General features: G+C 47.4%; 22 protein-coding genes. 10 read left to right on the plus strand and 12 right to left on the minus strand.

Annotation, left to right across the window (positions count from 1 at the left end):
- Positions 1-56 precede the first annotated feature (56 nt).
- From NC980_RS07380 to NC980_RS07390, 3 genes are read left to right on the plus strand one after another with little or no spacing between them, the layout of a single operon-like run.
- Positions 57-377, plus strand: a complete 321-nt coding sequence (locus tag NC980_RS07380) for a hypothetical protein (protein ID WP_348253913.1) — start codon at positions 57-59, stop codon at positions 375-377.
- Between the two features lie 30 nt (positions 378-407).
- Positions 408-1,316, plus strand: a complete 909-nt coding sequence (locus tag NC980_RS07385; RefSeq protein ID WP_190378274.1) for an alpha/beta fold hydrolase — start codon at positions 408-410, stop codon at positions 1,314-1,316.
- A gap of 16 nt (positions 1,317-1,332) precedes the next feature.
- The gene (locus tag NC980_RS07390) at positions 1,333-2,565 is read left to right on the plus strand and encodes an MFS transporter (protein ID WP_190378275.1); all 1,233 of its coding nucleotides are present in this window, start codon (positions 1,333-1,335) and stop codon (positions 2,563-2,565) included.
- 13 nt (positions 2,566-2,578) lie between these two features.
- Here the strand turns inward: NC980_RS07390 and NC980_RS07395 are convergent, their stop codons facing one another.
- Genes NC980_RS07395 through NC980_RS07415 form a run of 5 tightly spaced genes read right to left on the minus strand, consistent with a single transcriptional unit; the run spans position 2,579 to position 7,860 of the window.
- On the minus strand, positions 2,579-3,262 hold the full coding sequence (locus NC980_RS07395) for a DevA family ABC transporter ATP-binding protein (RefSeq protein ID WP_190378276.1): 684 nt from the start codon (positions 3,260-3,262) through the stop codon (positions 2,579-2,581).
- Between the two features lie 11 nt (positions 3,263-3,273).
- Positions 3,274-4,458 (minus strand): ABC transporter permease DevC, encoded by a 1,185-nt coding sequence (devC, locus tag NC980_RS07400; RefSeq protein WP_190378277.1) that lies wholly within the window; start codon positions 4,456-4,458, stop codon positions 3,274-3,276.
- 30 nt (positions 4,459-4,488) lie between these two features.
- Positions 4,489-5,670 (minus strand): HlyD family efflux transporter periplasmic adaptor subunit, encoded by a 1,182-nt coding sequence (locus NC980_RS07405; RefSeq protein ID WP_190378278.1) that lies wholly within the window; start codon positions 5,668-5,670, stop codon positions 4,489-4,491.
- A gap of 54 nt (positions 5,671-5,724) precedes the next feature.
- On the minus strand, positions 5,725-6,741 hold the full coding sequence (locus NC980_RS07410) for an aromatic ring-hydroxylating dioxygenase subunit alpha (protein WP_190378279.1): 1,017 nt from the start codon (positions 6,739-6,741) through the stop codon (positions 5,725-5,727).
- Between the two features lie 12 nt (positions 6,742-6,753).
- Entirely contained in the window at positions 6,754-7,860 is a 1,107-nt protein-coding gene (locus NC980_RS07415) for a Rieske 2Fe-2S domain-containing protein (protein ID WP_190378438.1), read from the minus strand.
- A 145-nt stretch (positions 7,861-8,005) separates the two neighbouring features.
- On the opposite strand from NC980_RS07415, the gene NC980_RS07420 reads away from it, so the two are divergent.
- On the plus strand, positions 8,006-8,209 hold the full coding sequence (locus NC980_RS07420; RefSeq protein WP_190378280.1) for a hypothetical protein: 204 nt from the start codon (positions 8,006-8,008) through the stop codon (positions 8,207-8,209).
- A gap of 333 nt (positions 8,210-8,542) precedes the next feature.
- Entirely contained in the window at positions 8,543-9,910 is a 1,368-nt protein-coding gene (gene murD, locus NC980_RS07425; RefSeq protein ID WP_190378281.1) for a UDP-N-acetylmuramoyl-L-alanine--D-glutamate ligase, read from the plus strand.
- Positions 9,911-9,942: 32 nt separating this feature from the next.
- Here the strand turns inward: murD and rnc are convergent, their stop codons facing one another.
- Positions 9,943-10,626: a ribonuclease III gene (rnc, locus tag NC980_RS07430; RefSeq protein ID WP_190378282.1), complete on the minus strand. Its 684-nt coding sequence runs from the start codon at positions 10,624-10,626 to the stop codon at positions 9,943-9,945.
- A gap of 147 nt (positions 10,627-10,773) precedes the next feature.
- On the opposite strand from rnc, the gene mnmA reads away from it, so the two are divergent.
- Positions 10,774-11,820, plus strand: coding sequence for a tRNA 2-thiouridine(34) synthase MnmA (gene mnmA, locus NC980_RS07435; protein ID WP_190378439.1), 1,047 nt, complete (start codon positions 10,774-10,776; stop codon positions 11,818-11,820).
- On the opposite strand, the gene NC980_RS07440 is transcribed toward mnmA, so the two are convergent.
- Positions 11,788-12,414: a M15 family metallopeptidase gene (locus NC980_RS07440; protein WP_348253914.1), complete on the minus strand. Its 627-nt coding sequence runs from the start codon at positions 12,412-12,414 to the stop codon at positions 11,788-11,790. The two genes, mnmA and NC980_RS07440, sit on opposite strands and share 33 nt — an antisense overlap.
- A gap of 176 nt (positions 12,415-12,590) precedes the next feature.
- On the opposite strand from NC980_RS07440, the gene NC980_RS07445 reads away from it, so the two are divergent.
- Positions 12,591-13,286: a hypothetical protein gene (locus NC980_RS07445; RefSeq protein WP_190378284.1), complete on the plus strand. Its 696-nt coding sequence runs from the start codon at positions 12,591-12,593 to the stop codon at positions 13,284-13,286.
- Here NC980_RS07445 and NC980_RS07450 read toward each other — a convergent pair.
- Entirely contained in the window at positions 13,283-14,407 is a 1,125-nt protein-coding gene (locus tag NC980_RS07450; RefSeq protein WP_190378285.1) for a glycosyltransferase, read from the minus strand. The genes NC980_RS07445 and NC980_RS07450 overlap by 4 nt on opposite strands.
- 45 nt (positions 14,408-14,452) lie before the next feature.
- On the opposite strand from NC980_RS07450, the gene NC980_RS07455 reads away from it, so the two are divergent.
- Both NC980_RS07455 and shc read left to right on the plus strand, forming a co-directional pair.
- Positions 14,453-14,710 (plus strand): hypothetical protein, encoded by a 258-nt coding sequence (locus NC980_RS07455; protein ID WP_190378286.1) that lies wholly within the window; start codon positions 14,453-14,455, stop codon positions 14,708-14,710.
- Positions 14,711-14,735: 25 nt separating this feature from the next.
- Positions 14,736-16,763: a squalene--hopene cyclase gene (gene shc, locus NC980_RS07460; RefSeq protein ID WP_190378287.1), complete on the plus strand. Its 2,028-nt coding sequence runs from the start codon at positions 14,736-14,738 to the stop codon at positions 16,761-16,763.
- Positions 16,764-17,018: 255 nt separating this feature from the next.
- Here shc and NC980_RS07465 read toward each other — a convergent pair whose 3' ends face one another.
- Entirely contained in the window at positions 17,019-17,315 is a 297-nt protein-coding gene (locus NC980_RS07465) for a P-II family nitrogen regulator (RefSeq protein ID WP_190378288.1), read from the minus strand.
- A 4-nt stretch (positions 17,316-17,319) separates the two neighbouring features.
- Positions 17,320-18,288, minus strand: coding sequence for a sodium-dependent bicarbonate transport family permease (locus NC980_RS07470; protein WP_190378289.1), 969 nt, complete (start codon positions 18,286-18,288; stop codon positions 17,320-17,322).
- A 155-nt stretch (positions 18,289-18,443) separates the two neighbouring features.
- Here NC980_RS07470 and NC980_RS07475 point away from each other — a divergent pair, with 155 nt between their 5' ends.
- Positions 18,444-18,587: a hypothetical protein gene (locus tag NC980_RS07475; RefSeq protein ID WP_190378290.1), complete on the plus strand. Its 144-nt coding sequence runs from the start codon at positions 18,444-18,446 to the stop codon at positions 18,585-18,587.
- A 44-nt stretch (positions 18,588-18,631) separates the two neighbouring features.
- Here the strand turns inward: NC980_RS07475 and NC980_RS07480 are convergent, their stop codons facing one another.
- Both NC980_RS07480 and NC980_RS07485 read right to left on the minus strand, forming a co-directional pair.
- On the minus strand, positions 18,632-19,216 hold the full coding sequence (locus NC980_RS07480; protein WP_190378291.1) for a Uma2 family endonuclease: 585 nt from the start codon (positions 19,214-19,216) through the stop codon (positions 18,632-18,634).
- Positions 19,213-22,437: a glycoside hydrolase family 15 protein gene (locus tag NC980_RS07485; protein ID WP_190378292.1), complete on the minus strand. Its 3,225-nt coding sequence runs from the start codon at positions 22,435-22,437 to the stop codon at positions 19,213-19,215. Before NC980_RS07485 ends, NC980_RS07480 begins: the two co-directional genes overlap by 4 nt.
- Positions 22,438-22,510 lie beyond the last annotated feature (73 nt).

Genomic DNA, 22,510 nt, shown 5'->3' on the forward strand with positions numbered 1-22,510 from the left:
TCATTCCCATACTGAGTGCAGGTCTATCGCGACACATCACGATCACAGGAGCATAAATGACGATGGGTATTCGCCAATCCTCGTCGTCTGAGCGGGAACAACCCGGTACTAAGACGATGGCAGATCTACTGTTTCTTCCAGAACTGGAGCGGGGTTTAATGAACTGGCTACTGCGTCAGCGTTCTGCAAATCTGACCGAGGTTGCGAACTATCTAGCTGAAGATGAGGCGATCGCACGATCGCACCTAGAGAAGCTTGCAGCAGAAGGATTCTTGCAGTCAATAGAAGCCGAAGGACACCTCTGTTATCAGCCTTGTCTCGCTTCAAGACGTGGTCGTCAAGTTCCTTCAACCATTTGGAATGCTCTAGATTCCTAAATTAACTCAAATGTTTCGCCAGGAGTTGCCATGATTACAAATGAGCCGACCGTAGCATCGCCTTCTTCCCAGATTTGGCAGTGGCGCGGCTACCCAATTCGATATCAGACTGCCGGAACTCAAGGTCCGATCGTGCTGCTCATTCATGGATTAGGCGCATCGAGTGATCATTGGCGTAAAAACATTCCAGTTCTAGCGGAAAACCATCGCGTGTATGCGATCGACTTAATTGGCTTTGGTCAGTCTGCTAAACCAAAACCGAGCGAATCGCTGAACTATCGCTTTGAAACTTGGGGACAACAGATTGCTGATTTTTGTCGTGAAGTGATTCAAGCACCCGTTTTTTTAGTGGGAAACTCGATCGGCTGCTTAGTAGCGCTGCAAGCCACGGTGATCAATCCGCAACAAATGATAGCAGTAGCGTTGTTAGATTGTGCCTTACGCCTGCAACATGAACACAAGCTCAAGGGAATTCGCCGCCTTATCTTTCCGTGGGTGCAAAAACTCCTGCTGTCTCCAGCGATCGGGCATTTCTTCTTTGCAAAACTGGCTCAACCCAAAGTCATTCGTAAAGCCTTGCTAAAAGCCTATGCTCGACATGAAGCGGTGACGGATGAATTAGTAGAAATCTTGCTGAAACCCGCTCAAGATCCCGGTGCAGCGGATGTGTTTCTCTCATTTATTACTCACTCTAAGGGTGTGCTGCCCGAAGATTTGCTGCCTGAAATTACTTGCCCTGTATTGATGCTATGGGGAACTGAAGATTCGTTTGAGCCGATCGCGCAGGGTCGAGAATTAGCGAAGTTTCCAGCCGTAAAAGAGTTCATTCCACTCGAAGGCGTTGGGCATTGTCCTCAAGATGAAGCACCAGAGCTAGTTAATCCAATTCTGCAAAAATGGCTAGCTCAACACGAACAACCCGAAGCTTCTACGATTTGAAAGGAATAAACAATTCATGCCCACTCACTCTAAAGGTCTCAAGAAAAGTCTCAAGGTTTCTCCCTTACTTTTCATCTTCGTAACGATTCTGCTGGATAAGTTAGGGGAAAGTATTCTATTTCCAATTCTGCCATTCTTGCTGGAAAGATTTCGCTCAGATGCACTGACACTAGGATTGTTGACATCCTCATTTGCTTTAGCACAGTTTTTTGCTACGCCTCTGATTGGCTCACTCTCCGATCGCTATGGTCGCCGTCCTGTTCTATTGCTGTGTGTGTTAGGAACTTCTCTTTCCTACTACCTGTTTGGCTTAGCGGGTAGTCTGTGGGTGCTGTTTGTCTCACGCATGATTGATGGTGTAACTGGGGGTGTTGCAGCAACCGCACAAGCTTATATTGCCGATATTTCAACTCCCGCCGATCGCGCTAAAAACTTCGGGCTGACGGGTGCTGCCTTTGGGTTGGGATTTGTGTTAGGACCTGCTTTAGGTGGATCGCTTGCAGGAATTAACCTCAATTTACCTGTCTTTTTTGCGGGCACTGTCGCATTGCTCAATTTCATCTTAGGCTGGGTGAGCCTGCCCGAATCTCTAAAGCCAGAAAACCGTCGTGCTTTACGCTTAAAAGATTTGAATCCGCTCGGTCAAATCAATGATTTATTTCAGCACGATCGTATCAAAGGGTTTCTTTGGACGACTTTTATTTTCAACTTTGCGTTCTCTGGATTCTCCAGCGTTTTTGTGCTGTTTCTGAGTCGGCGTTTTGGGTGGGGGCCTGCTTCGGCGGCGCTTGTGTTTGTCTTTATTGGTGTGTTTTCGACCGTAATTCAAGGTGGACTGATTCGCAAGCTGATTCCTGCGTTTGGTGAAGGAAAGCTAACTTTAGCGGGGTTAGTTGCGTTGGCGATCGGCTTTGGGCTGATCGGGGTCATTCCATCAGAAACACCAACTCTTTATGTCCTGCTTTATCTAAGCCAAGGATTGTTAGCGCTGGGTGTGGGATTGATTCTGCCCTGTCTTAGAGGACTGATTTCTAATCGCGTTTCTGCTCAAGAACAGGGACGTACCCTTGCGAGTGCTCAAGGACTACAGAGTATTGCTTCAATTCTAGGCCCGTTGTGGGCAAGCTGGTGTTTTGATCATATTGGGATCTTCTCTCCGTTTTGGCTGGGAGCAATTTTCATCCTATTTGCCTTTGGAACAACCTGGATGAATCTACAATCGATGTCCTCCGAGTCCGCAAGGTCATAGGGTTGACAGCAGCTTAAGCTGCTGCCAACCGTCCATCTTCCATGTGAATGATGCGATCGGCAATATCTAAAATTCGGTTATCGTGTGTGACGAGCAGGATTGTACAGCCCTGCTCTTTTGCTAATCGCTGCATGATTTCCACCACATCTCGTCCCGATTTACTGTCTAATGCTGCGGTCGGTTCATCTGCTAGAACCATTTTCGGTTGACTAACCAAGGCACGAGCGATCGCAACTCGCTGTTTCTGTCCACCAGACAGATCATTCGGGTAATAGTTGATTCGATGTCCTAATCCAACGGCGTGTAGCATTGCTATAGAATGATTGATCCGCTCGGTTAGGGTCAGATTTTTGTGCAGGCGCAGAGACATTCCGACATTTTGCTGAGCCGTCAAACAATCCAGTAGATTGTGTGCCTGAAAGATATATCCAATCTGGCTCCGTACCTGCACCAGTTGTTGTTTACTCGCTCCACAGAGTTCCTGCTCCAAAATTTTCAAACTGCCTTCTTGAACTGATCTCAATCCGCCCATTAAGCTTAATAGCGTTGTTTTTCCACTTCCAGAAGGGCCTGTCAAAATCACTATTTCACCTGCATGAATCTCCAGATCAATTTCTGAAAGTACGGGTTTTTGGAGTGCGCCCTTACCAAAAGAATGATTTAGCTGCTTAGCGACAATGACAGGAGCTTGAGACATAACTGATCTCTCTAAAATACATCAGCTGGATCAGCAGACCGCAATTTTCGCACTGCGATCGCGGCTGAAATCAAACACATTAACAGCGTCAGAATGAAAACTTGCAGTGCCACATCAGGACGCATCACGATTGCAACACGAGTTAAAGTTCCAAGCAACCCATACATTCCCACAGAACAAGCAAATCCAGGGAGAAAACCAAGTACGCCTAGAACGATCGCTTCTTGAAAAATGATTCCTAACAGTCGTGAATCAGAATAGCCGATCGCTTTCAAGGTTGCATATTCTGGTAGGTGATCATTCACGTCGGTGTATAGCACCTGATAAACAATCACAATGCCAACAATGAATCCCATCACTGTGCCGAAATTGAAGATAATCCCAGGCGGTTGTTTCGCCCAGTATCCCTGCTCTAATGCGATAAACTCTTGACGATTTAGAACCTTGATATCTTGCGGTAACAGCTTTTGTAAACCTTGAGCAACAGCGTTAGGATTAGCACCAGGTTCCAGGGTAATAACCCCCAAGTGAACTTCGTCTGCTCCAGCTTGACCAAAGAGCCGCAAGTAGTTGGTATCGCTCATCACAATATGTCCCTGTTTGAACAAACTACTACCCAGGCTGTAAAGCCCCCCGACTGACACGTTTCGCCCACCTACAACACTATTAACGGGATCTCCTTTGCTGAACAGTTCGCTCACAGCTCCCAGAGACGGAAGAGATTTGCTATCAAATAGAACTGTATCTTGTTGTGCGATCGTCCCAAGTTGCCCACGAATTTCGGGTAAATCCATTGCCGATCGTGCTGGGTTAAAAGCAATGATATTCACATCTGCAAGTTCTTTGGTCTGTGGATTCACCCAAGAAGTCCGGCTGTAGTAAAGCGGATCAACAGAAGCAATTCCCTGAATTCCATTCGCTCGATATAGTTGCGCTTTGGGAATGGTTTTATTTCCAAGAAACTGACTCGTTCGATTCACCAGAAAGAGATCCCCTTTGAGGTTCTCCTGAATCCGCGATACCCCATCAAACATCGCTGCTCGAAAGCCCAACTGCATAAAGATGAGAATGTTAGCAAAGGAGATCCCCGCTAGTCCGACGGCTAAACGCACTTTCTGATGGGAAAGCTGCGACCAAGCTAAGGGAGGCTCCTGAGCGAAGCGATTAACCAGTCGTTTGGGGAGAAGAAAGTGCATGGTCGCGGTTAAATGAGTAAGAGATTCCGATCAGTCCAAACGAATTTGAACTCGTACCTGCATATAGGTAAGTTCTGCAACTTTTTTACTATCCTCTGGGTCGAGCCGAATTTTGACTTCCACGACTCGCGCATTTTTGTCTGCTGCTGGATCGGTATTCAGCGAATCAGTTTTTTTGATTTGAAGTCCGATCTGCTCAACTGTGCCGCGTAATTGTTGATTAAACCCGCCATTTTCGCTCGTGATCAGAGCTTGTTGTCCCCGTTTCACTCTGGGAATGTCGGTTTCATACACCTCGGCAACAACATACATTTGCTCAGTTTGTCCCAGATCGACAATGCCTTGCTCTGCATTAACTTGCTCCCCAATCTGAGTATTGATTCGTAGAATCTGACCCGCGATCGGAGCGCGGACATACGAATCTCCCAGTTGAGTTTCTGCCTGTTTTTGTTGGGCGATCGCGTACTCTATCTCAGCTTGAGGAACTTGGAGATCGGCTGGACGAACTTCACTTAACGCTTGCAGCTTAGCGGTTTCTTCCTGAATCTGGGCAGATAAAGTCAGCTTTGTTTCTTGCAGTTGTGCTTTTGCCTCTTGCAGTGATGCGGTAGCAGTCTCAAAGCTTCTGCGATCGTTGTCTAAGAGAGAGGCACTGATTGCTCCTTCTTTTTGGAGCTTCTGCGATCGTTCATAACTCGCCTGAGCATTCCGAGCTTCAGCTTTAGCACGAGCGACTGCTGCTTGTCTTGCAGCCATTTCGGTATCAAATTGCGCGGTTAGCCGTGCGATCGCTGCCTTTTGTGCAGACAGTCCACTAACAGTTGCACTGCCCACTCTAGTTTGTGCCAGCTTTGCTTGCATCACTGCAACATTTTGCTTCGCCTGTTCGAGTGCCGCCTGCTTCTTATCCAATCCCTGCAAAATAGCAATCACCTGCCCTGCTTGCACTCGATCTCCTTGCTTGACCAGTAGCCGATCCACTCGACTATCTCTTGCATTCACAACAGAGACCTTGATCACAGAGCCTTTCGGTTCAACTCGACCTAAAGCAGTCACAGACTGCACAGGCGCAGGTTGACTCGATAGGCCTGCATCCGCATTTTGCTTTACTTTAGACTGAGACAAATACGCTGCACCTAATCCCAGCGACCCGATCGAGAGTGCTCCGATTAGCCCATAGCTAATTGTTTTGAGAGGAATTCGTTTTTGCACGATAGATTCAGCACAGTGGAGGACAATGACAGCAATACCGCAGTGTGAAACAGATCAGGAGGCTTCCATCATCCATCCCATGTCCGAAAACTTCTTCAGCAGTTTTCGATAAGCAATCAATGTCGCATCCGAGGCAACCATTAATTCGGTACTGTTATTGAGCGGTGCAAGCCGAGGGATCTGAGTTTGGACAACGACGTTATCCTCCATGCAAATGCGAGTACCGACTTGAGTTGTATTTTGATCTAACCAATGGCTCAGCCCAGGAACATGATTGAGAAAGCTGCGAATATTGATCGATTTAACGATCGTCGTGTTTTCATCAACTGGAATATGAGCCAAAATACTTTCAATCTTGAACTGACCAAAATTGACACCGGAATAGGTGATGTTTGGTGGTGCAAAAATGTACTGTTTCCAAGGATCTTGGTCATCGTCCTTCAAGAAAAATCGCATCGGCCCGTTAATGCGGTTAATCTTGATGCCTAAAGTTGCGGATAATCCCCATTCAGTCACTTTCAAGTCATAATCCTCAGTCACCGTGTTCTCAGGAGTTTTGCTTTTCCCGACTGACCCCCCGTGCATGAATGGAGCGTGGGAAACATCTAGCGTGTTCTCCATTGTGCGAGTGAAATGAGCGTTAAAGGTATAGACGCTCTGAGCGGGTTCACGAACTGGATTCTCAAACTGTGGGAACGAGGGAAGAGGGGGACGATCGCGTTCCGGTAAATCACCGACAAATACCCAAATGAATCCGTATTTCTCTTGAACCGGATAAGCCTCTACTTTCGCTCGTTTCGGAATGGGAATTGAGGCTGGATTTGCTGGAATCTCACGACAGGAGCCGTCTACCTCATACCTCCAGCCATGATAGGGACAGCGAAGACAATTTCCTTCAACCCATCCACCCGCTAAAGATGCGCCTCGATGGGCACAACGATTGTCAAGCGCGACCACTTTTCCCTGGCTGTCACGATACACCGCCATTTTCCTGCCCATTAATGTAACAAGGGTTGGGCGCTGTGTGATTGCCTTGCTAAATTCAACGGCATACCAGAAATTTTTGAACATCGTTGAGGCTCCTTAAGTCTTCGCAACTTCTACAGGGTGTTCCGATGACTGAGCGATCGGATGCTCAAACAAACCTGGGTTAGATTCAGGCTCTAAAGCTGATTTGTGCTTTGCTTTAGTGGAGTAATCTCCGATTCCCCAGCCTTTATCTAGGAACTTACGCAGTAGTTTGCGATAAGCAACGAGTAGATTATCTGAAGTCACTAAAACTTCTTCGGTTAATCCATAAGGCACAACGCGAGGTTCTTGCGCCTCAATCACCGCTTTGTCTTCCAGATAGGTATCGACTGTATTTTTGATCGAGTTATAGTCTGCCCAAGGTTGTGTGAGAAAGTTGCGGACTCCAATCCACTTCGTTAGGGTTGTGTTTTCGTCAACGGGAATGTTGGTTGCAAAGTAGACATATTGATAGCCACGGAAGTTAAAGTCTAGTGCAATCCGGTTGATGTTTGGCAGATAAACCGTCAAGGTTGCACTGGAGTAAGGACGATCGCGCTTCACAATGTATTTCAGCAGTCCTACTCGCTTGGGTGGCTTAGTGCGAACAGTCGCGCTTGTACTCCATTCCTCGCTCTCGACTTCGTAATCCCCAACCTCTGCATCATCCCGGTTATTAAAAAAAGCAGCATGAACGAAAGGTGCATGGGAAGTATCTAAGCCACTCTCAATCACGCGAGTGTAGTGAGCATTCCAAACATATTCGCCTTGAACCTGCCGCCAAGCGGGGTCGCCATACTCTGGAAACGGTGGAATTGGGGGACGCTCTGACTCTGGCGCATCCCCCACAAATATCCAAATAAAACCATACTTTTCCTGCACTGGGTGAGTCCCCACTCGTGCCCGCTTAGGAATCGGCACGTCTGCTTGATTTGCTGGAACTTCGACGCAAGCCCCATCTGATTGATATTTCCAACCATGATAGGGACAGCGCAGACAACCTTCTTCAATCCACCCCCCAGATAGAGCCGCCCCACGATGGGCACAGCGATCGTCGAGAGCAATCACTTGATGATCTGCATCCCGATAGAGAACATAGTGCTGTCCCATCAGCGTGATTTGTTTTGGTTTGGCTGTGACAGCAGCACTGAATTCAACCGCATACCAGAAGTTCTTGAGCACGTGCGATCGCCCCACTCGTTTTGCAAGGTTTAGAGATAGCTCTATGATTCCCAAGCCGATATTAGAGTAACGGTGGTGAGGGATAATTCTCTGAGCAGAATCGGGTACTCTTCATGCAAAGCAAGATTATACAAACACAGAGGCTATGGTTAGAAAAGCTCAACGTCTGCCAGTTGATCAAACCGGCAAGGAAAAAATTAACGAGTTTCGTCAAGAACTAAATCAGAAGCTTGAAGATGCGATCGAGCATCACGAATTCAAGATGGTTTACATTGGGTTTGCAACACTTTTTGCGTTTGCGGGTGTCATTTATCTTGCAGTTAAGGTTCCGCTTCCCTTCTTTCATTAGTCGTTCTTTAACACGATGAGGGATGGACAAACCTAGAGGAACTAGGCAACTGGTGCGAGCAAAAGGCGAATAAGCCACTTAATGCTAAAGCGCTTTAGCATTCGCCAAGCGCTTGGCGAATGAATAAGGGCCCAAATGGTTCGATAAATTGGAACCAACATTGTCGCGATCAATTGACAAAGCAAAAACCATTCTCTTTCTTGTTGAGCGATCGGAGTTGTTGAGCGATCGGATAAATAGGTCTATTCATCTAATAAAATAATTTAGTGAGTAGAAATCATAGCGTTAGGCAGTAGGATTAGAAATGCAAAAAGAGTAATCGTATCTGTGACTATGCCGAATGCTACTGTGATTGGGTTGGGAAAATCTGGCAACGCCGCCGCCCGACTTCTCAAACGCCAGGGATGGCAAGTCACCATTAGCGATCGCGGTGCTTCCGATACCCTTCAATCGCAACAACAAGAACTGATCGCAGAAAGAATCGATGTGCGTTTGGGCGATAACTTTGATCCTGAATTAGTGCAACCAGATTTAATTGTGGTGAGTCCGGGTGTACCGTGGGATGTGCCGAGTTTAGCCAAGGCTCGATCGATGAATATTGAAACGATCGGCGAAATGGAACTTGCCTGGAGGGCATTAAGCTATGCTCCCTGGGTAGCAATTACTGGAACGAATGGCAAAACTACGACAACAGCTTTAACTGCGGCAATCTTTCAGAAAGCGGGATGCCATGCACCTGCATTCGGCAACATTGGCTATGCTGCTTGCGAAGTCGCATTGTTAGATCAAAAGATTGATTGGGCGATCGCAGAAATTAGCAGCTATCAGATTGAATCCTCTCCGTCGATCGCACCTGAAATTGCAATCTGGACAACCTTTACACCCGATCACCTCAATCGCCACAAAACCTTAGAGAACTATTTCAATATCAAAGCCAGTTTGCTCAATCAAACTAAGCATCAGATCTTTAACGGTGATGATCCATATCTAAGAAACATTGGATCGCAGCAAGGCTATCCAATCCAAGAGACGGCTTGCTGGACAAGCGTAAAGGGTAAATCTGAACTGATTGGAAAGGCAGAATTCGGAGCCTATATTGAGGATGCCTGGGCGATCGTCCAAGGTGAAAAGATTGTTCGGGCAGATGCGCTAAGAATGCCGGGAGCACACAATTTGCAGAATCTATTGATGTCTGTAGCAGCCGCACATTTCGCAGGAATTGATAAAGATGCGATCGCTCAAGCTGTTGCAGAGTTTCCAGGCGTTCCACATCGATTAGAGCGAATTTGCACTTGGCAGGGAATCGAGTTTATCAACGATAGTAAAGCGACTAACTATGATGCCGCAGAAGTTGGACTTGTCGCGGTCGAAGCTCCAGTGATTCTGATTGCAGGCGGAGAGCCTAAAATTGGTGAGGATCAAGCTTGGCTCAATGCAATTCAATCGAAAGCTGCATTTGTGCTGTTGATTGGTGAAGCTTCTCCGACCTTTGGAAAACGGCTTGAGGAGATTGGTTACTCGAACTATGAAGATGTTGGAACAATGGAACGGGCGGTAGCGCGATCGACCACCCTTGCAAAACAATATTCTGCGAAAGTTGTCCTTCTATCTCCCGCGTGTGCCAGCTTTGATCAATATCAGAACTTTGAGCAACGGGGCGATCATTTTCGTCAGCTTTGTTTAGAACAGTGTTCTGAGTAAAATTTGAGCAGATTTCAGTGATCGTTCGCGTATCATAGGAGTCCTCGTTTTTTTAATTTAGACATCGCATCTTCAGCCGCTTGCTTTTCTGCATCCTTTTTACTGCGACCTTTACCCTCACCATAAAGTTTTTCACCCACATACACTCTAGAAACGAACACTGGAGTATGATCGGCTCCACCTAACTTCTCTGTTACATACTTTGGTGGAGCCGCAGCACCATTTGCCTGAGCGAACTCCTGAAACTTATTCTTTGAGTCCACGTTTGAGCGAACTACCATCGCTTCTTGGGGCACAGTGCCAAATAGCTCTGTCACCAAAGGACGTAGCGCTTCAATATCGCGATCGTGATCTAAGTAATAAGCTCCCACCACTGCCTCAAAAGTGCTGCTCAGAAGATTTGGATTCTGATAACCGCCGTCACGAATTGCGCCTTGTCCAAGCCTCATTCTGGAATTTAATCCAATTTCAGTCGCAAACTTAGCAAGTTGCCTTTCGTCTACGAGTGCTGCTCGTCGTCGCGTCATTTCATCTTCTCCCATTTCGGGATAAAGCTGATAAAGGTAGTCGCCACTGATGAAATTGAGAATGGCATCGCCCAGAAATTCTAGACGCTCGTTATCTCCATCTCCTCTAGGATTTTCATTCACATAGGAACGGTGAGTGAGTGAGCGACGTAGAAGCTTTTCGTCTTTGAACATCAAGAGTTTGTGCATCTTTTCCTCGCTACGTTGATTGAAAGCTGAAAAGTCGGGGGATAAAGGCTATTGCCACGACCGTTGTTACAGTCAAAACAAGCCAGTTCTACACCGATTTTGCGGCAAAATGTTAGCCTAGAAGGGATTTTAGATTGCGAAACTCCGATGAACAAAGTTGTGGTAGGACTCTCTGGGGGAGTCGATAGTTCGGTTGCGGCTGCCACGTTGCATGATCAAGGCTATGAAGTCGTGGGCTTGACCCTTTGGTTGATGAAAGGGAAGGGTCAGTGCTGCTCTGAAGGCATGATCGATGCGGCTAAACTTTGTGAGGAGTTGGACATTCCACATCACATTGTCGATAGCCGTGATGTATTTCAGGAAAATATTATCGATTACCTGGTGACAGGCTACGGAGAAGGAATTACGCCGTTGCCTTGTTCGCAGTGCAATAAAGCGGTGAAGTTTACCCCGATGCTGAACTATGCGCGGGAAACGTTGGGGATTGATAAAATCGCCACGGGTCACTATGCCCGCATTCGGGTTGAAAATGGGCGGTATCAACTGTTGAGAGCGATCGATCGATCCAAAGATCAATCCTATTTCTTGTATGACCTGGATCAAGAAGTTCTGTCGCGGGTGCTCTTTCCGCTCGGTGAAAAACACAAAACTGAAACCCGCCAAATTGCTGCTGCGTTTGGATTGCACACCGCAGACAAGCCCGAAAGCCAAGATCTGTGTTTAGTCGAAGCGAACGGTTCAATGCAAGCGTTTCTTGATAAATACATCACGCCGCACAAAGGCGAAATTGTTGATCGCGCTGGTAAAGTTCTCGGTCAGCATGAGGGCGTGCATCACTATACGATCGGGCAGCGTAAAGGGTTAGGAATCGCTCACACAGAGCCGCTTTATGTGATTGGTTTAGATGCGGTTCGCAATCGGGTGATTGTGGGTGAGCGATCAGAAGCGCAGAACCCCGAATGTACGGTGGGACGGATTAACTGGGTGTCGATCACGCAACCGACCACACCGATCAAAGCCGATGTACAGATTCGGTATCGATCGACAGCGACTCCTGCAACAGTGATTCCGATCGAAGATAATCGGGTGCGGATTGTGTTTGATGAGCCGCAGTTTAGTATCACACCCGGACAAGCCGCCGTTTGGTATGACGGAGAGGTGCTACTTGGGGGCGGAATTATTGAGCGGGGGTGAGGCAATTGCGCCAAACGGCACATCTCGAACTGAGAAGTTTTGCCAGCCCTTGCCGTCAAAGTGCCACCATTCGGTCGAGAGCGGGATAAAACCTGCTCTCACCATTGCATTTTCTAGCAGTTGTCGATTTTTCAGAACTGGTGCGGGTAAATCAGTGTAACTCCGGCTAGCGCGTTCTGTGAAATCATCAAATTGAGTCGGCATGGGAAGTTCTTTTCCAGTGCGATCGACCAGTGTGAGATCAACCGCCGCTCCTCGATTATGCCGTGATCCTTTAGCGGGATTGGCGACATAGCGCTCGTCGGGGACAATCTCCCACAGGCGCTTCTGGACGGATAACGGGCGGTAACAATCGTATACTTTCAGTCCAAGCCCTTCTTTTTCTAAGTTTGTTTGCACTTGCGATAACTGTTGTGCAACCGAAGCGCGTAGAATACATCTCGCTTGGGGATAAAGCTTCCGTTTGACAAAATTGTTAGTGGTGGCGTAACGAATATCGAGCCCGATCCGGGGGTTGATCGATCGAATATCGACAAACACAGCGGGATTTAGTTCAGTTGCATTCATCGGGTTGTGAATGAGCAAGGCGCACATAAGCGAGATCGAGAACGCGAGAACAGACCGAATCTGGGAAGAAGAGGGTTGCATTTCAATTTAAGCCAATGAGTTTTGTTGAAAAAACGGACTTGAGCTTTGGGCACTTTGTTCACTTCGGTAATCTGTGGTAAGGTAATCAAAATCTTGCTTGTTGCACAATATTTTCAATTACCATGCTGCTGTCTTCGAGAATCAATGTTTGGCATATGGTTCCGATCGCCCTTGGGTTACATGGACTGATGTTTATTGTTCCAGTTCCTTCCCAAGATGCGATCGTAGAGCGGCAAAATCCTAAAACGGTCAGGGTTGCCAATGTGCCCAATCCTTCTTCCAAAGCAACAACGCCGCCGACTCCCAAAGCAAAGGCTTCTCCCAAGCCTACTCCGCAACTGTTGGTGAAGCCTCGTGTAGTTGAACCTCCTGCAACTCTTTCTCAACCCAAGCCAAGTGTCTCGACTCCTATCGTTGCGACTCCGACCCCCTCTCCAGTTGCGTCACCCTCTCCAGTTGTATCACCCTCTCCAACGCCAACGACTTCTCCGACTCCAACGCCGTCCCCCTCGCCTAAAGACGCTTTACAGCTCGATGGTGCAACTCCGGGCTGTAATGGGCGCGAAGGATGCTGGGAAATTGCTGAAACACAGGGGAGAATGATATCGAAAACGCTAGAGAAGCAGCTACAAGATCAGGGCTATCAAGTGACTGAGAAAGATATCAATGAAGATGTAGGAATGCGAGTGTATCAAGTTGAGAAATCAGGAACTCAGCCATATTATCTGCATTTTATCTGGAGCGATCGCGGAACCGCTTATGTTCGTCACGCTCAAATTCTCAGCCGTAGCGAACTCGAAGCGATCGCAAATCTCTAGTACGTGCGCCCTTTCCATGCACCGCCCTGTCCTTGCCAATGTTTGACGGCAGAATCGATCGTCATGAGTAGATAGAGAAATGCGATCGCAGGTAAGCAAAACGCATACCAAAATGAACAGCGATAAAACTGCACGATTGGAAAGTAAGCCAGAGTCATTAGTGCGTAAGTTAATAAGCTAATTGGATTTCCGGTTAATATTCCAATCACGGGAGAGAGATAAACAATAAACATTCCGAATACTGCACCCGTTAATAGCAGAGGAGAATAATTTAGCTGAGTATAAGCAGTACGAGAAACCATGTTCCAGATCGTACCGAGTGAATCGTAGGGACGTAAACTGATTGTCGTTGGAGTCAATCCGAGCCAGATTCTTTTAGAACCCGTCGATTTAATCGCATCCGCTAATGCACAATCATCAATTAACGCTTGCCGAATTGCCGCGACACCGCCAATTCGAATTAATGCCCCCCGTCGAATGAGACTACATCCACCTGCCGCAGCCGCTAACGATCGACCCGGATCATTTGCCCAACGAAACGGATATAGCTTAGCAAAAAAGAACACAAACGCTGGAATCAGTAACTTCTCCCAAAAACTCACACAGCGTAATCGCACCATGAGCGATACTAACTCGCGATCGTCTGCGATCGCATGACTCACCAGATCTCGCAGATTGTTCTGATCATGCTCAATATCTGCGTCCGTCAACAAAAAATAATCCGGCTGCAACTCCAAGCCTTTTTGAATGCCCTGTTCCAACGCCCACAGTTTTCCTGTCCAACCTGCGGGTAGGGGTTGCGCTGAGAGAATCTGTAGCTGAGCGGCTTTTCCGAGCGATTCGGCTGTTTCCTTGGCGACTTCTGCAGTTCCGTCGGTGCTGTGATCGTCTACTAGAATGATTTGGAGCGAACCGGAATAGGATTGTGTGAGCAACGATCGCAAAGTAATCGGCAGCAAATCCGCTTCATTTCGGGCTGGAATTACGACGCAAACCGAAGCACTTTCTAGCTCTCCATCCGGCAAGCGTTGATCCATTCGCCAAAACTGCCCCCGGAATCCTAGCAAATAGATCCAAATTAATAAACTTACGATCGACAGCCCAAGAATGATTTCGCTCATGTCACAATCACGATAAATGCTTTAATTACACGGGGAGCGATCGCAATGGCTTTCATTCGCGTTGATGAAAACATCACTGTGAACACCCAGTACATCGTAAAAGTAAAGTGGAAACTTAATGCTGAAAATGATGAACTCTCAGGATCAATTTTCCTAACAGGTGGCGACAAAAACGAAGTGGTTGCGATCAAAGGTGCAGCCGCTTATAAATTGTGGGATATTCTTCATGCGCGTGAGGATTTGCCCCAAAATAAAAATAGCGAAGCGAGCGCAGAATGGCAGCATAGCCGTAGAGGTTGGTAATGTTTGGGTGTGAGGAGAATTTGGCATGCAGGAACGATCGCTCTTAACCGCAATTGAAGCAAGTCAGCAGTATCTTTTATCGCTGCAAAAGCCAGAAGGATACTGGTGGGCAGAGCTTGAATCGAATGTGACGATCACGGCTGAGACCATTTTGCTGCACAAGATTTGGGGAACCGATCAAGCACGACCATTGCACAAAGCCGAGGACTATTTACGATCGCAGCAGCGTGATCATGGCGGTTGGGAATTGTATTACAACGATGGCGGCGATCTGAGTACAACGGTTGAAGCGTACATGGCGCTACGGCTGCTTGGGGTTGCGGCGGCTGATTCGGCATTGGTCAGAGCTAAAGGATTTATCCTGGCGCGAGGCGGGATTACCAAAACGCGGATTTTTACCAAGTTTCATTTGGCGCTGATTGGGTGTTTTGATTGGCGCGGTATTCCTTCGCTGCCGCCTTGGATTATGTTTTTACCCTCGCTGAAAGTGGAAATCCCGAATCCGTTTGGCACAGAGCCGCTTTTTTCAGGACATACCTTCAGCATTTATGAGATGTCGAGTTGGGCGCGAGGCAGTACCGTTCCGTTGTTGGTCGCGTTCGATCGCAAGCCCGTTTTCATTACCGATCCAGCCATTACGCTCGATGAACTCTACGCCGAAGGGGTACATAATGCGGTGTATGAGTTGCCGAGAAAATCGGATTGGACAGACTTATTTTTGGATCTCGATCGGGCGTTCAAGTTTGCTGAAGAATTGAATTTCATGCCGCTACGCGAGGAAGGCATCAAAGCGGCAGAAAAATGGATTCTTGAACGCCAAGAAGCTACTGGAGATTGGGGTGGGATTATTCCCGCGATGATCAATTCGCTGCTTGCATTGCGCTGTTTAGGGTACAACGCGAACGATCCGTTTGTGGCACGGGGATTAAAGGCGATCGACAATTTCGCGATCGAAGAAGAGAATAGTTATCGGATTCAGCCTTGTGTGTCTCCGGTTTGGGATACGGGATTAGTGATTCGATCGCTGGTTGAATCGGGTGTGTCTCCGTCTGATCCGGCATTGGTAAGAGCGGGTGAATGGCTTTTAGACAAACAGATTCTCAGCTACGGAGATTGGGCGGTTAAAAACACCGAAGGAAAACCCGGAGCGTGGGCGTTTGAGTTCGAGAATCGCTTTTACCCGGATGTTGATGATTCGGCAGTCATCGTGATGGCGCTGGATCTGCTTCAGATGCCGGATGAAGCTTTGAAGCAACAAGCAATCGTTCGGTGTGTGAATTGGATTAGCACGATGCAGTGTAAGCCCGGAGGCTGGGCAGCGTTTGATCTCGATAACGATCAAGACTGGCTAAACGCGATGCCTTACGGGGATCTTAAAGCCATGATTGATCCGAATACTGCGGATGTGACGGCTCGTGTTTTAGAGATGTTCGGGCAGCTTCAAACCGGAGATGCCAAACGTTGTGCAACTTTAACACTGGAAAGAATCGATCGTGCTTTAGCGTACTTGATGCGCGAACAGGAAGCGGACGGCTCTTGGTTTGGGCGCTGGGGTGTGAATTACATTTACGGAACGAGTGGCGTTTTAGTGGCATTGTCGAAGGCGGCTCCGAAGTCACATCGAACCAGCATTCGACGGGGAGCGACTTGGCTTGTGCGATCGCAAAATCCTGATGGTGGCTGGGGTGAAACTTGCGAAAGCTACAAAGATCCAGCGCTCAAAGGAAAAGGCGACAGTACCGCATCTCAAACCGCTTGGGCAGTGATTGGATTGTTGGCGGCGGGAGATGCCACTGGGGATTATGAGTGGGACGCGATCGACAAAGGAATCGCTTATCTGATTGAGACTCAGAAAGATGGCGCGTGGAATGAAGACTACTTCACGGGCACAGGATTTCCAGGACATTTTTATCTGAAGTATCACCTGTATCAGCAGCATTTTTCACTGACAGCATTAGGGCGATATCAGATGAGTTTGCAGCAGCGATCGGCGTTGAAAGTGCCGTTGAATCTAAAGGTGAGAGAAGTCGTTCTGGAATCGGGAGAGGCTTAGAGAAGGGCGATCGATAGAACGGATTTGCTCCGTTTTAGTTAGTTCTTGCCCCCTAAATCCCCCACAAGTGGGGGACTTTGAGAAGAAATCTGATCAGCTTTGGAAGCAGACTTGTCATCAATTTTCATTTATGTTCTTCTCAAGAGTGTTAACACAGTTTCAGGGTTGCATATTACTTCAAGGTACCCCATTCATGGGGGATTTAGGGGGTTGAAGCTGTCCAAAACGAAGCGAAAAACTTATGCCAAAGTTCCACTAAATCAACGCAGTACAATTCAACGATCGCACCTCCATCGCGTCCGAGATATAGCACGATCCGCCAAATCGGTTGAGAATTGGGCGGATTTTCTCGATCGCATCCTTCAACTGTTCTGGCGCACAAAACGCAATAATATACGCCATTTCAATCATTTCGTCGCTTCCAGAAACCCCGCTACTTTCAAGATTGCGGAACACAGTATAGCGATCAATTTCGGATTGCTTCAGGCTAGTGAGAATTTTTGGAAGTTCGATCGAATCTGAAATAATTTCAATCCGTTTAACAGCGTGCATAACTTTACCAAAGAAGAGTAATTCCGTATTCGTACAATGGAATTCCGATCAAAATATTGAATGGGAACGTAACCGCAAGCGCGGCAGAAATATAAAAGCTAGGATTAGCTTCTGGAACCGTTAAACGCATTGCTGCGGGAACTGCAATATAAGACGCACTTGCACATAGAACCGCAAACAAAAGTGCATCACCCGAAGACAGCGCGATTACTTTTGCGAGAAAGATGGCGATCGTCGCATTTAGCATCGGAATCAACACCCCAAACGACACCAAAAACGCCCCAGTTTTCTGTAGTTCTTGAATTCGCTTTGCCGCGACCAGTCCCATATCTAGCAGGAAGAAGGTCAGCACTCCGTAAAACATATCTTGCGTAAACGGTTTCAACGTCTGCCAGCCATGCTCTCCAGTGATAAAACCGATCGCTACACTCCCCACCAACAGAAACACCGAACCGTTAAAAAATGCTTCTCGCAGCACTTCCGACCATTGAATCGGCTCATCACTAGCACGATCGGTAAACACATTCACCAAAATTAACCCAATAATGATCGCAGGTGACTCCATGAGCGCCAATGCTGCGACCATGTAACCGTTATAAGCAATCTGAAGCTGATCGAGAAATGATCCAGCCGTAATAAACGTCACCGCACTGATTGATCCGTAAGTCGCCGCGAGCGCTGCTGAATTATAGGGATCTAAGCGCGATCGCAAAATGAAAAACGTATAGATTGGAACAGCAATCGCCATTACGATCGCAGCGCTCAACGTCACGATAACCGCTTGGCTAATCCCGCTCCGCGCCAGCTCTACGCCACCTTTAAACCCGATCGACAGTAGCAAATACAGCGAAAACAACTTCGGAATGGGTGCGGGAATATCAAGATCCGATTTCACCAAAACCGCCAGCATTCCTAGAAAAAAGAACAACACAGGCGGATTCAGAAAGTTAGAAACGATCAGGGTAAAGTCCATTCACAGAAAAAATAACGTTACCTTCCATTCAAACGGGGAATGGCGATCGAGGCAAGAACGCACAATCTTTACGACTTCTTGACCAGAGCTTAACCCGCTTTCAGAAAACAGTGAGTACGATCGCGCCTGTAGCTAACCTCCTGGAGCTTCTGATTATGACAAAGACTCTGGATCAATCGAACGATCGTGCCACTAAATCGGGTACAGAAAATTCTCCGAATAGCCCATCCTTTAACTTTGAGCTTTGGGCAAAACAATTGCGTCCTCAACTTCTAGCGTCTTTGTACAAACACAAATAGTACAAACACAAATAGTACAAAACACAAATAGAACTGCTGCTGAGCTAACGTCCGGCTTTGAGAGTTTGCTCAGCAGTCAATTGCAGGGTTGAGAATGCGGGAGAAACGATCGTATCAGTATGTTTGAACTTCCCTACTTCCCGATAACGATCGTTCTCAAGTTGCAGCACTGTAATTATGGATTGCGCTGGATCAATCAGCCAATATTCAGAAATACCGCGCTCAGCGTACTCTTTGCGCTTATCAACGTAATCGCGCTCTCTAGATTGCTGATCGCTGCTTGAAACAACCTCGACCACGAGCAAAGGAGGCGGCATTTCAGGTCTCAACACATTTCCTCCAGCAAGAATTGCAGCGGCAGATTCTTCGGTATGAACAATTAAGTCAGGTTGTTGCGCTGTTACCTTGGTAGAACGGGTTGCAATCTGATGCCCGATTGCTAACCGATAAGAGGGAATCCTCATTTCTAAAAGCCTGGCAAAAAGAAAGCTTACAATCACAACGTTGAGTGGATTCTCCGGAGCCATTACTACTAATTCTCCGTTTACTAACTCATAGCGAGTATCAGTTCCGTCGTCATAGTTAAGGTATTCCTCAAAAGTTCCAAACCGCCGCTTTGCCTGCGTCATGAAAATTCGCCCCCCAACTGCGTCAAGAACTGCATTGCTTTTGCCACTGAACTTGCACAATCGTAAGGTGAAGTCTCATAGAACGATCGCCAAGCTGAGCTTTTATATTCATCATAGCGATCGCGATGCTCTGGATGTCGATCAAGCCATGCCAACCGCACCGCGTGACCAATTAGAACATCCATCACAATGTATTCTTCGACTTTGAACTCTGGGTTACGTTGTGCGATCGCTGAAAGTTCCATCAAAGCTTCAACATTCGCCTGACGATATTCGGGAGCTTGAATTTTGTTGAGCAGATGTTCGATTTTTAGTGCAAAGTTTTTCTCACCTGCGGTCATTTCGGTCGTGAGAAATTCACTCTCAAGCCGATTCCGCCGTTCTAGTTTGTCTCCGATAACTAACCCTTGGCAGTGATGTAGCAGCTTCCATACGCTTGGATAGAAGTCTTTGGGAACGCGATTGAGTGCCCCATCCACTTGACGTTTACGCCACCAGTTTTGGGCACTGGGTTCGATTTCGGTTTTATCAACCAGAATCACCCAATCGATCGCGCTGTTAGGCAATTTCACTTTGAGTGATTCTTGTTTCAGCAGCGCTTTGTTTAGATCGGCATAACCGACCACAATCTCACGCAGTCGAGTTTTAATTTCAAACGGACTTAAGCTCATCAGTTTCTCGTAAGCTTCATCCTGAGTCAGTTCTAACTCTTGCGCCAAATCGGTTGTAATCAACAAAATTAGATAGCCGACTCGTAAGGTTAACAATCCCTGGAATAGTTTCGGTTCTGCTTTGATCAATAAGCTGAGATAGATAATTACTTCCTGAGTCAGTACCCGATCGCGGATATCTTCGCGGCAGAACTCACGAATCTTTTCTAAGACCTCCGTGTGTGGTAGCGGCTGCATAATCAATGAGTCTTCGCTGTAGGCACGTCCGATCGCAATCTGCTTCTGTCTCACTAAGATATCTGTGACAGCATCCGACAAGCCCACATCAATCTTATCGAGTAATCCTGCACAGCGCCGTAAGATGCTCCAATACGGCGATCTCGTAGAATCCCCCTTGCTTGCTTTCGTGTATAGTTCATTCAGCAAGTCTCGAACTGTCACTGATGACTGTGCCCCCGCAAATCCGGTTTCAAAGTTCAGTCCTTCTAGCCGCGCCAATGTCCCTAGTAGTTCAACTTGCTCATAAAGGTTCTGTGACGATCGTAAGCTCTCCAACAGCACTTGAACATCAGTTTCATACTCTAGTTTGAATTCCTGCGCAATGCTCAATGGATGGGTACGATCGGGTTCAAATGCCAGGAAATAGCGAGACACACCCACTTCAGCGACTGATTTTGATTCAAACTGAAAGCCATGCAGCCAATCAATCCGCTCAGTTCCTGCTGTTCTGACAAACTGTTTAAGCTGACCCAACTGAACCGGAATGTCTCCGCATCGCCCCGCTTGGAGTTCTTGCACCAAATCTAACAATGCTTCTCGACCGAGTTCATACATTTCGTGCGTTAGCCACAAGGTGACGATCGGGCGACCCACTTGTTGCCAATGTCGATGAATGTAGGCTAAATCGCTTTTGATGTTTGATACTAAAAAGTGATAGTCCAACGTCAGATAAAACCGTTCCGGCTCAAGAAACGAAGGCAGGACTACGATCGTTTCTCCTTGAATGCGATACACCCGTGCAGTGGTGAGACTCCGCATTCGTCGCTGCGGTCGTCCGGTCAGCGCCAATTTTTCGTTGCGTCCCACCTGGGTATAAGCAGCAGCCAATTCGCGTGCATGACGGACTTGAATTGGTTCCACTTGTTCGAGCGTTTGTGTGGTCACATTGTTAGCTGCAAGTTTAGCCTGTAACGTTTCATCCTCTGCTAACAGTGCAATCTGAATCGTTGCTTTTCGGCGTTGTCCTCGACGTAAATAGCGCCCACAGGGATCAATATCTCCAACGGAAATCAATCCTTCATGCAGCATTTTCGCTAGCATGTACAAACTCTGTGCCCAAACCAGGGGAATGTTTTCATTGGGAATGCGAGTTTGACTATGAGGATTCGCTTTTTCGGCTGCGATCGCGCTCTCCGGCACAATGAATAGTTCAGGCAATAATTTCACTCCATCCCGCTCGACCGTCAGCGCATCTAAACGATCGAGATAGTCTTGTGCCTGAATGCGATCGCCCCGAAAAATGCCATCTAACGCAAGATAGGTAAAGAATAAGGGCCATTCACACTCAACATGTTCAAACTGCTTCAGTTCAAACGGCTCATAGTGCAATCGTGTGGTGTCTTCGATCACGGTTTGATGTCCGTCGCGCAAGAAGCGCTTACAGCCATAGCGACCTTGCAGCAGATCGATGATCTTATCGCGGGTGCGATCGACTAGTTCGATATCCTCAACTGCAAACGCAGGAAACCCGATCGCGCTGAGCAATGCAGCATCGACTTCTTTAGAGCTTGATTCGCGTGGCAGCAATGATTCTAGCGTTGTCCGACAGCGAGCAATCTCATCCGGCAGCACATGAATCACTGAACTCTGTCCGCCCTGTGTTCCAAACAGATTCAGCCCATTCATCGCTTCGAGTGCCGCTTTTGCCATGCCGACAGAGCTGCCATTCAGTTCGGGATTGCCGTGATTGATCTTGTTACCGCGCTCCCAAATTCCATAGTCAGGCGTGCGATAAGTCCGACCAATGTAGTACACCAGGTTTTGCACAAAGTTCACTTCATCACAGGTGTAAACAATGGACAATCCCGAAGTGGTCATCTGCGCCAACATCAATAGAAATACTGAAGTTGCATCTAGCTGCAAATGTCCCCATTCATCGTCACCGACTACCGTTGATCCGGTTGCAGTGTCATATTTTGCATGGAGGGCATCTAACGGATTCTGATTATGTTTGAACTTCTCAACCTTTTGCGCTTGCTGCATCATCGAAAACAACAATCCGCGCATCAACTTGACGACGCTATGTTCTAGCTCATAGGTGCGTCCACGATCGTCATCAAGTTTTCGATAAGCTAATGCCAATCCCCAAACTGCCAGAATGCTATACACATTGTCCCGCACCCAAGCATCGGTGTAGTCTCCGTGAGCGTTCACGGCGGTACTGGCGGGAAGCAGTCCAGAAATTGGGTTCTGACGACTCAAGATAATCGATCGCACTTCTTCGTAATAGCGATCGAGCCGATTCGCGAGGTCAATTGCTGGAGTTGCCATAGGATCAGGATAGGGAGTTAGGGGTTTACAAGCACATCAGCGCTTGAATCAAAGATCTTAACCGAAGTTGCTA

It is taken from the genome of Leptolyngbya sp. AS-A5, from assembly GCF_039962495.1.
Classification (GTDB): domain Bacteria; phylum Cyanobacteriota; class Cyanobacteriia; order Leptolyngbyales; family Leptolyngbyaceae; genus Leptolyngbya.

What these genes read in the sequence shown, in the direction of transcription:
- NC980_RS07380 (WP_348253913.1), top strand. Translation starts at nt 57, where the DNA reads ATGACGATGGGTATTCGCCAATCCTCGTCGTCTGAGCGGGAACAACCC.
- NC980_RS07385 (WP_190378274.1), top strand. Translation starts at nt 408, where the DNA reads ATGATTACAAATGAGCCGACCGTAGCATCGCCTTCTTCCCAGATTTGG.
- NC980_RS07390 (WP_190378275.1), top strand. Translation starts at nt 1,333, where the DNA reads ATGCCCACTCACTCTAAAGGTCTCAAGAAAAGTCTCAAGGTTTCTCCC.
- NC980_RS07395 (WP_190378276.1), bottom strand. Translation starts at nt 3,262, where the DNA reads ATGTCTCAAGCTCCTGTCATTGTCGCTAAGCAGCTAAATCATTCTTTT.
- devC (WP_190378277.1), bottom strand. Translation starts at nt 4,458, where the DNA reads ATGCACTTTCTTCTCCCCAAACGACTGGTTAATCGCTTCGCTCAGGAG.
- NC980_RS07410 (WP_190378279.1), bottom strand. Translation starts at nt 6,741, where the DNA reads ATGTTCAAAAATTTCTGGTATGCCGTTGAATTTAGCAAGGCAATCACA.
- NC980_RS07420 (WP_190378280.1), top strand. Translation starts at nt 8,006, where the DNA reads ATGGTTAGAAAAGCTCAACGTCTGCCAGTTGATCAAACCGGCAAGGAA.
- murD (WP_190378281.1), top strand. Translation starts at nt 8,543, where the DNA reads ATGCCGAATGCTACTGTGATTGGGTTGGGAAAATCTGGCAACGCCGCC.
- rnc (WP_190378282.1), bottom strand. Translation starts at nt 10,626, where the DNA reads ATGCACAAACTCTTGATGTTCAAAGACGAAAAGCTTCTACGTCGCTCA.
- mnmA (WP_190378439.1), top strand. Translation starts at nt 10,774, where the DNA reads ATGAACAAAGTTGTGGTAGGACTCTCTGGGGGAGTCGATAGTTCGGTT.
- NC980_RS07440 (WP_348253914.1), bottom strand. Translation starts at nt 12,414, where the DNA reads ATGTGCGCCTTGCTCATTCACAACCCGATGAATGCAACTGAACTAAAT.
- NC980_RS07445 (WP_190378284.1), top strand. Translation starts at nt 12,591, where the DNA reads ATGCTGCTGTCTTCGAGAATCAATGTTTGGCATATGGTTCCGATCGCC.
- NC980_RS07450 (WP_190378285.1), bottom strand. Translation starts at nt 14,407, where the DNA reads ATGAGCGAAATCATTCTTGGGCTGTCGATCGTAAGTTTATTAATTTGG.
- NC980_RS07455 (WP_190378286.1), top strand. Translation starts at nt 14,453, where the DNA reads ATGGCTTTCATTCGCGTTGATGAAAACATCACTGTGAACACCCAGTAC.
- shc (WP_190378287.1), top strand. Translation starts at nt 14,736, where the DNA reads ATGCAGGAACGATCGCTCTTAACCGCAATTGAAGCAAGTCAGCAGTAT.
- NC980_RS07465 (WP_190378288.1), bottom strand. Translation starts at nt 17,315, where the DNA reads ATGCACGCTGTTAAACGGATTGAAATTATTTCAGATTCGATCGAACTT.
- NC980_RS07470 (WP_190378289.1), bottom strand. Translation starts at nt 18,288, where the DNA reads ATGGACTTTACCCTGATCGTTTCTAACTTTCTGAATCCGCCTGTGTTG.
- NC980_RS07475 (WP_190378290.1), top strand. Translation starts at nt 18,444, where the DNA reads ATGACAAAGACTCTGGATCAATCGAACGATCGTGCCACTAAATCGGGT.
- NC980_RS07480 (WP_190378291.1), bottom strand. Translation starts at nt 19,216, where the DNA reads ATGACGCAGGCAAAGCGGCGGTTTGGAACTTTTGAGGAATACCTTAAC.
- NC980_RS07485 (WP_190378292.1), bottom strand. Translation starts at nt 22,437, where the DNA reads ATGGCAACTCCAGCAATTGACCTCGCGAATCGGCTCGATCGCTATTAC.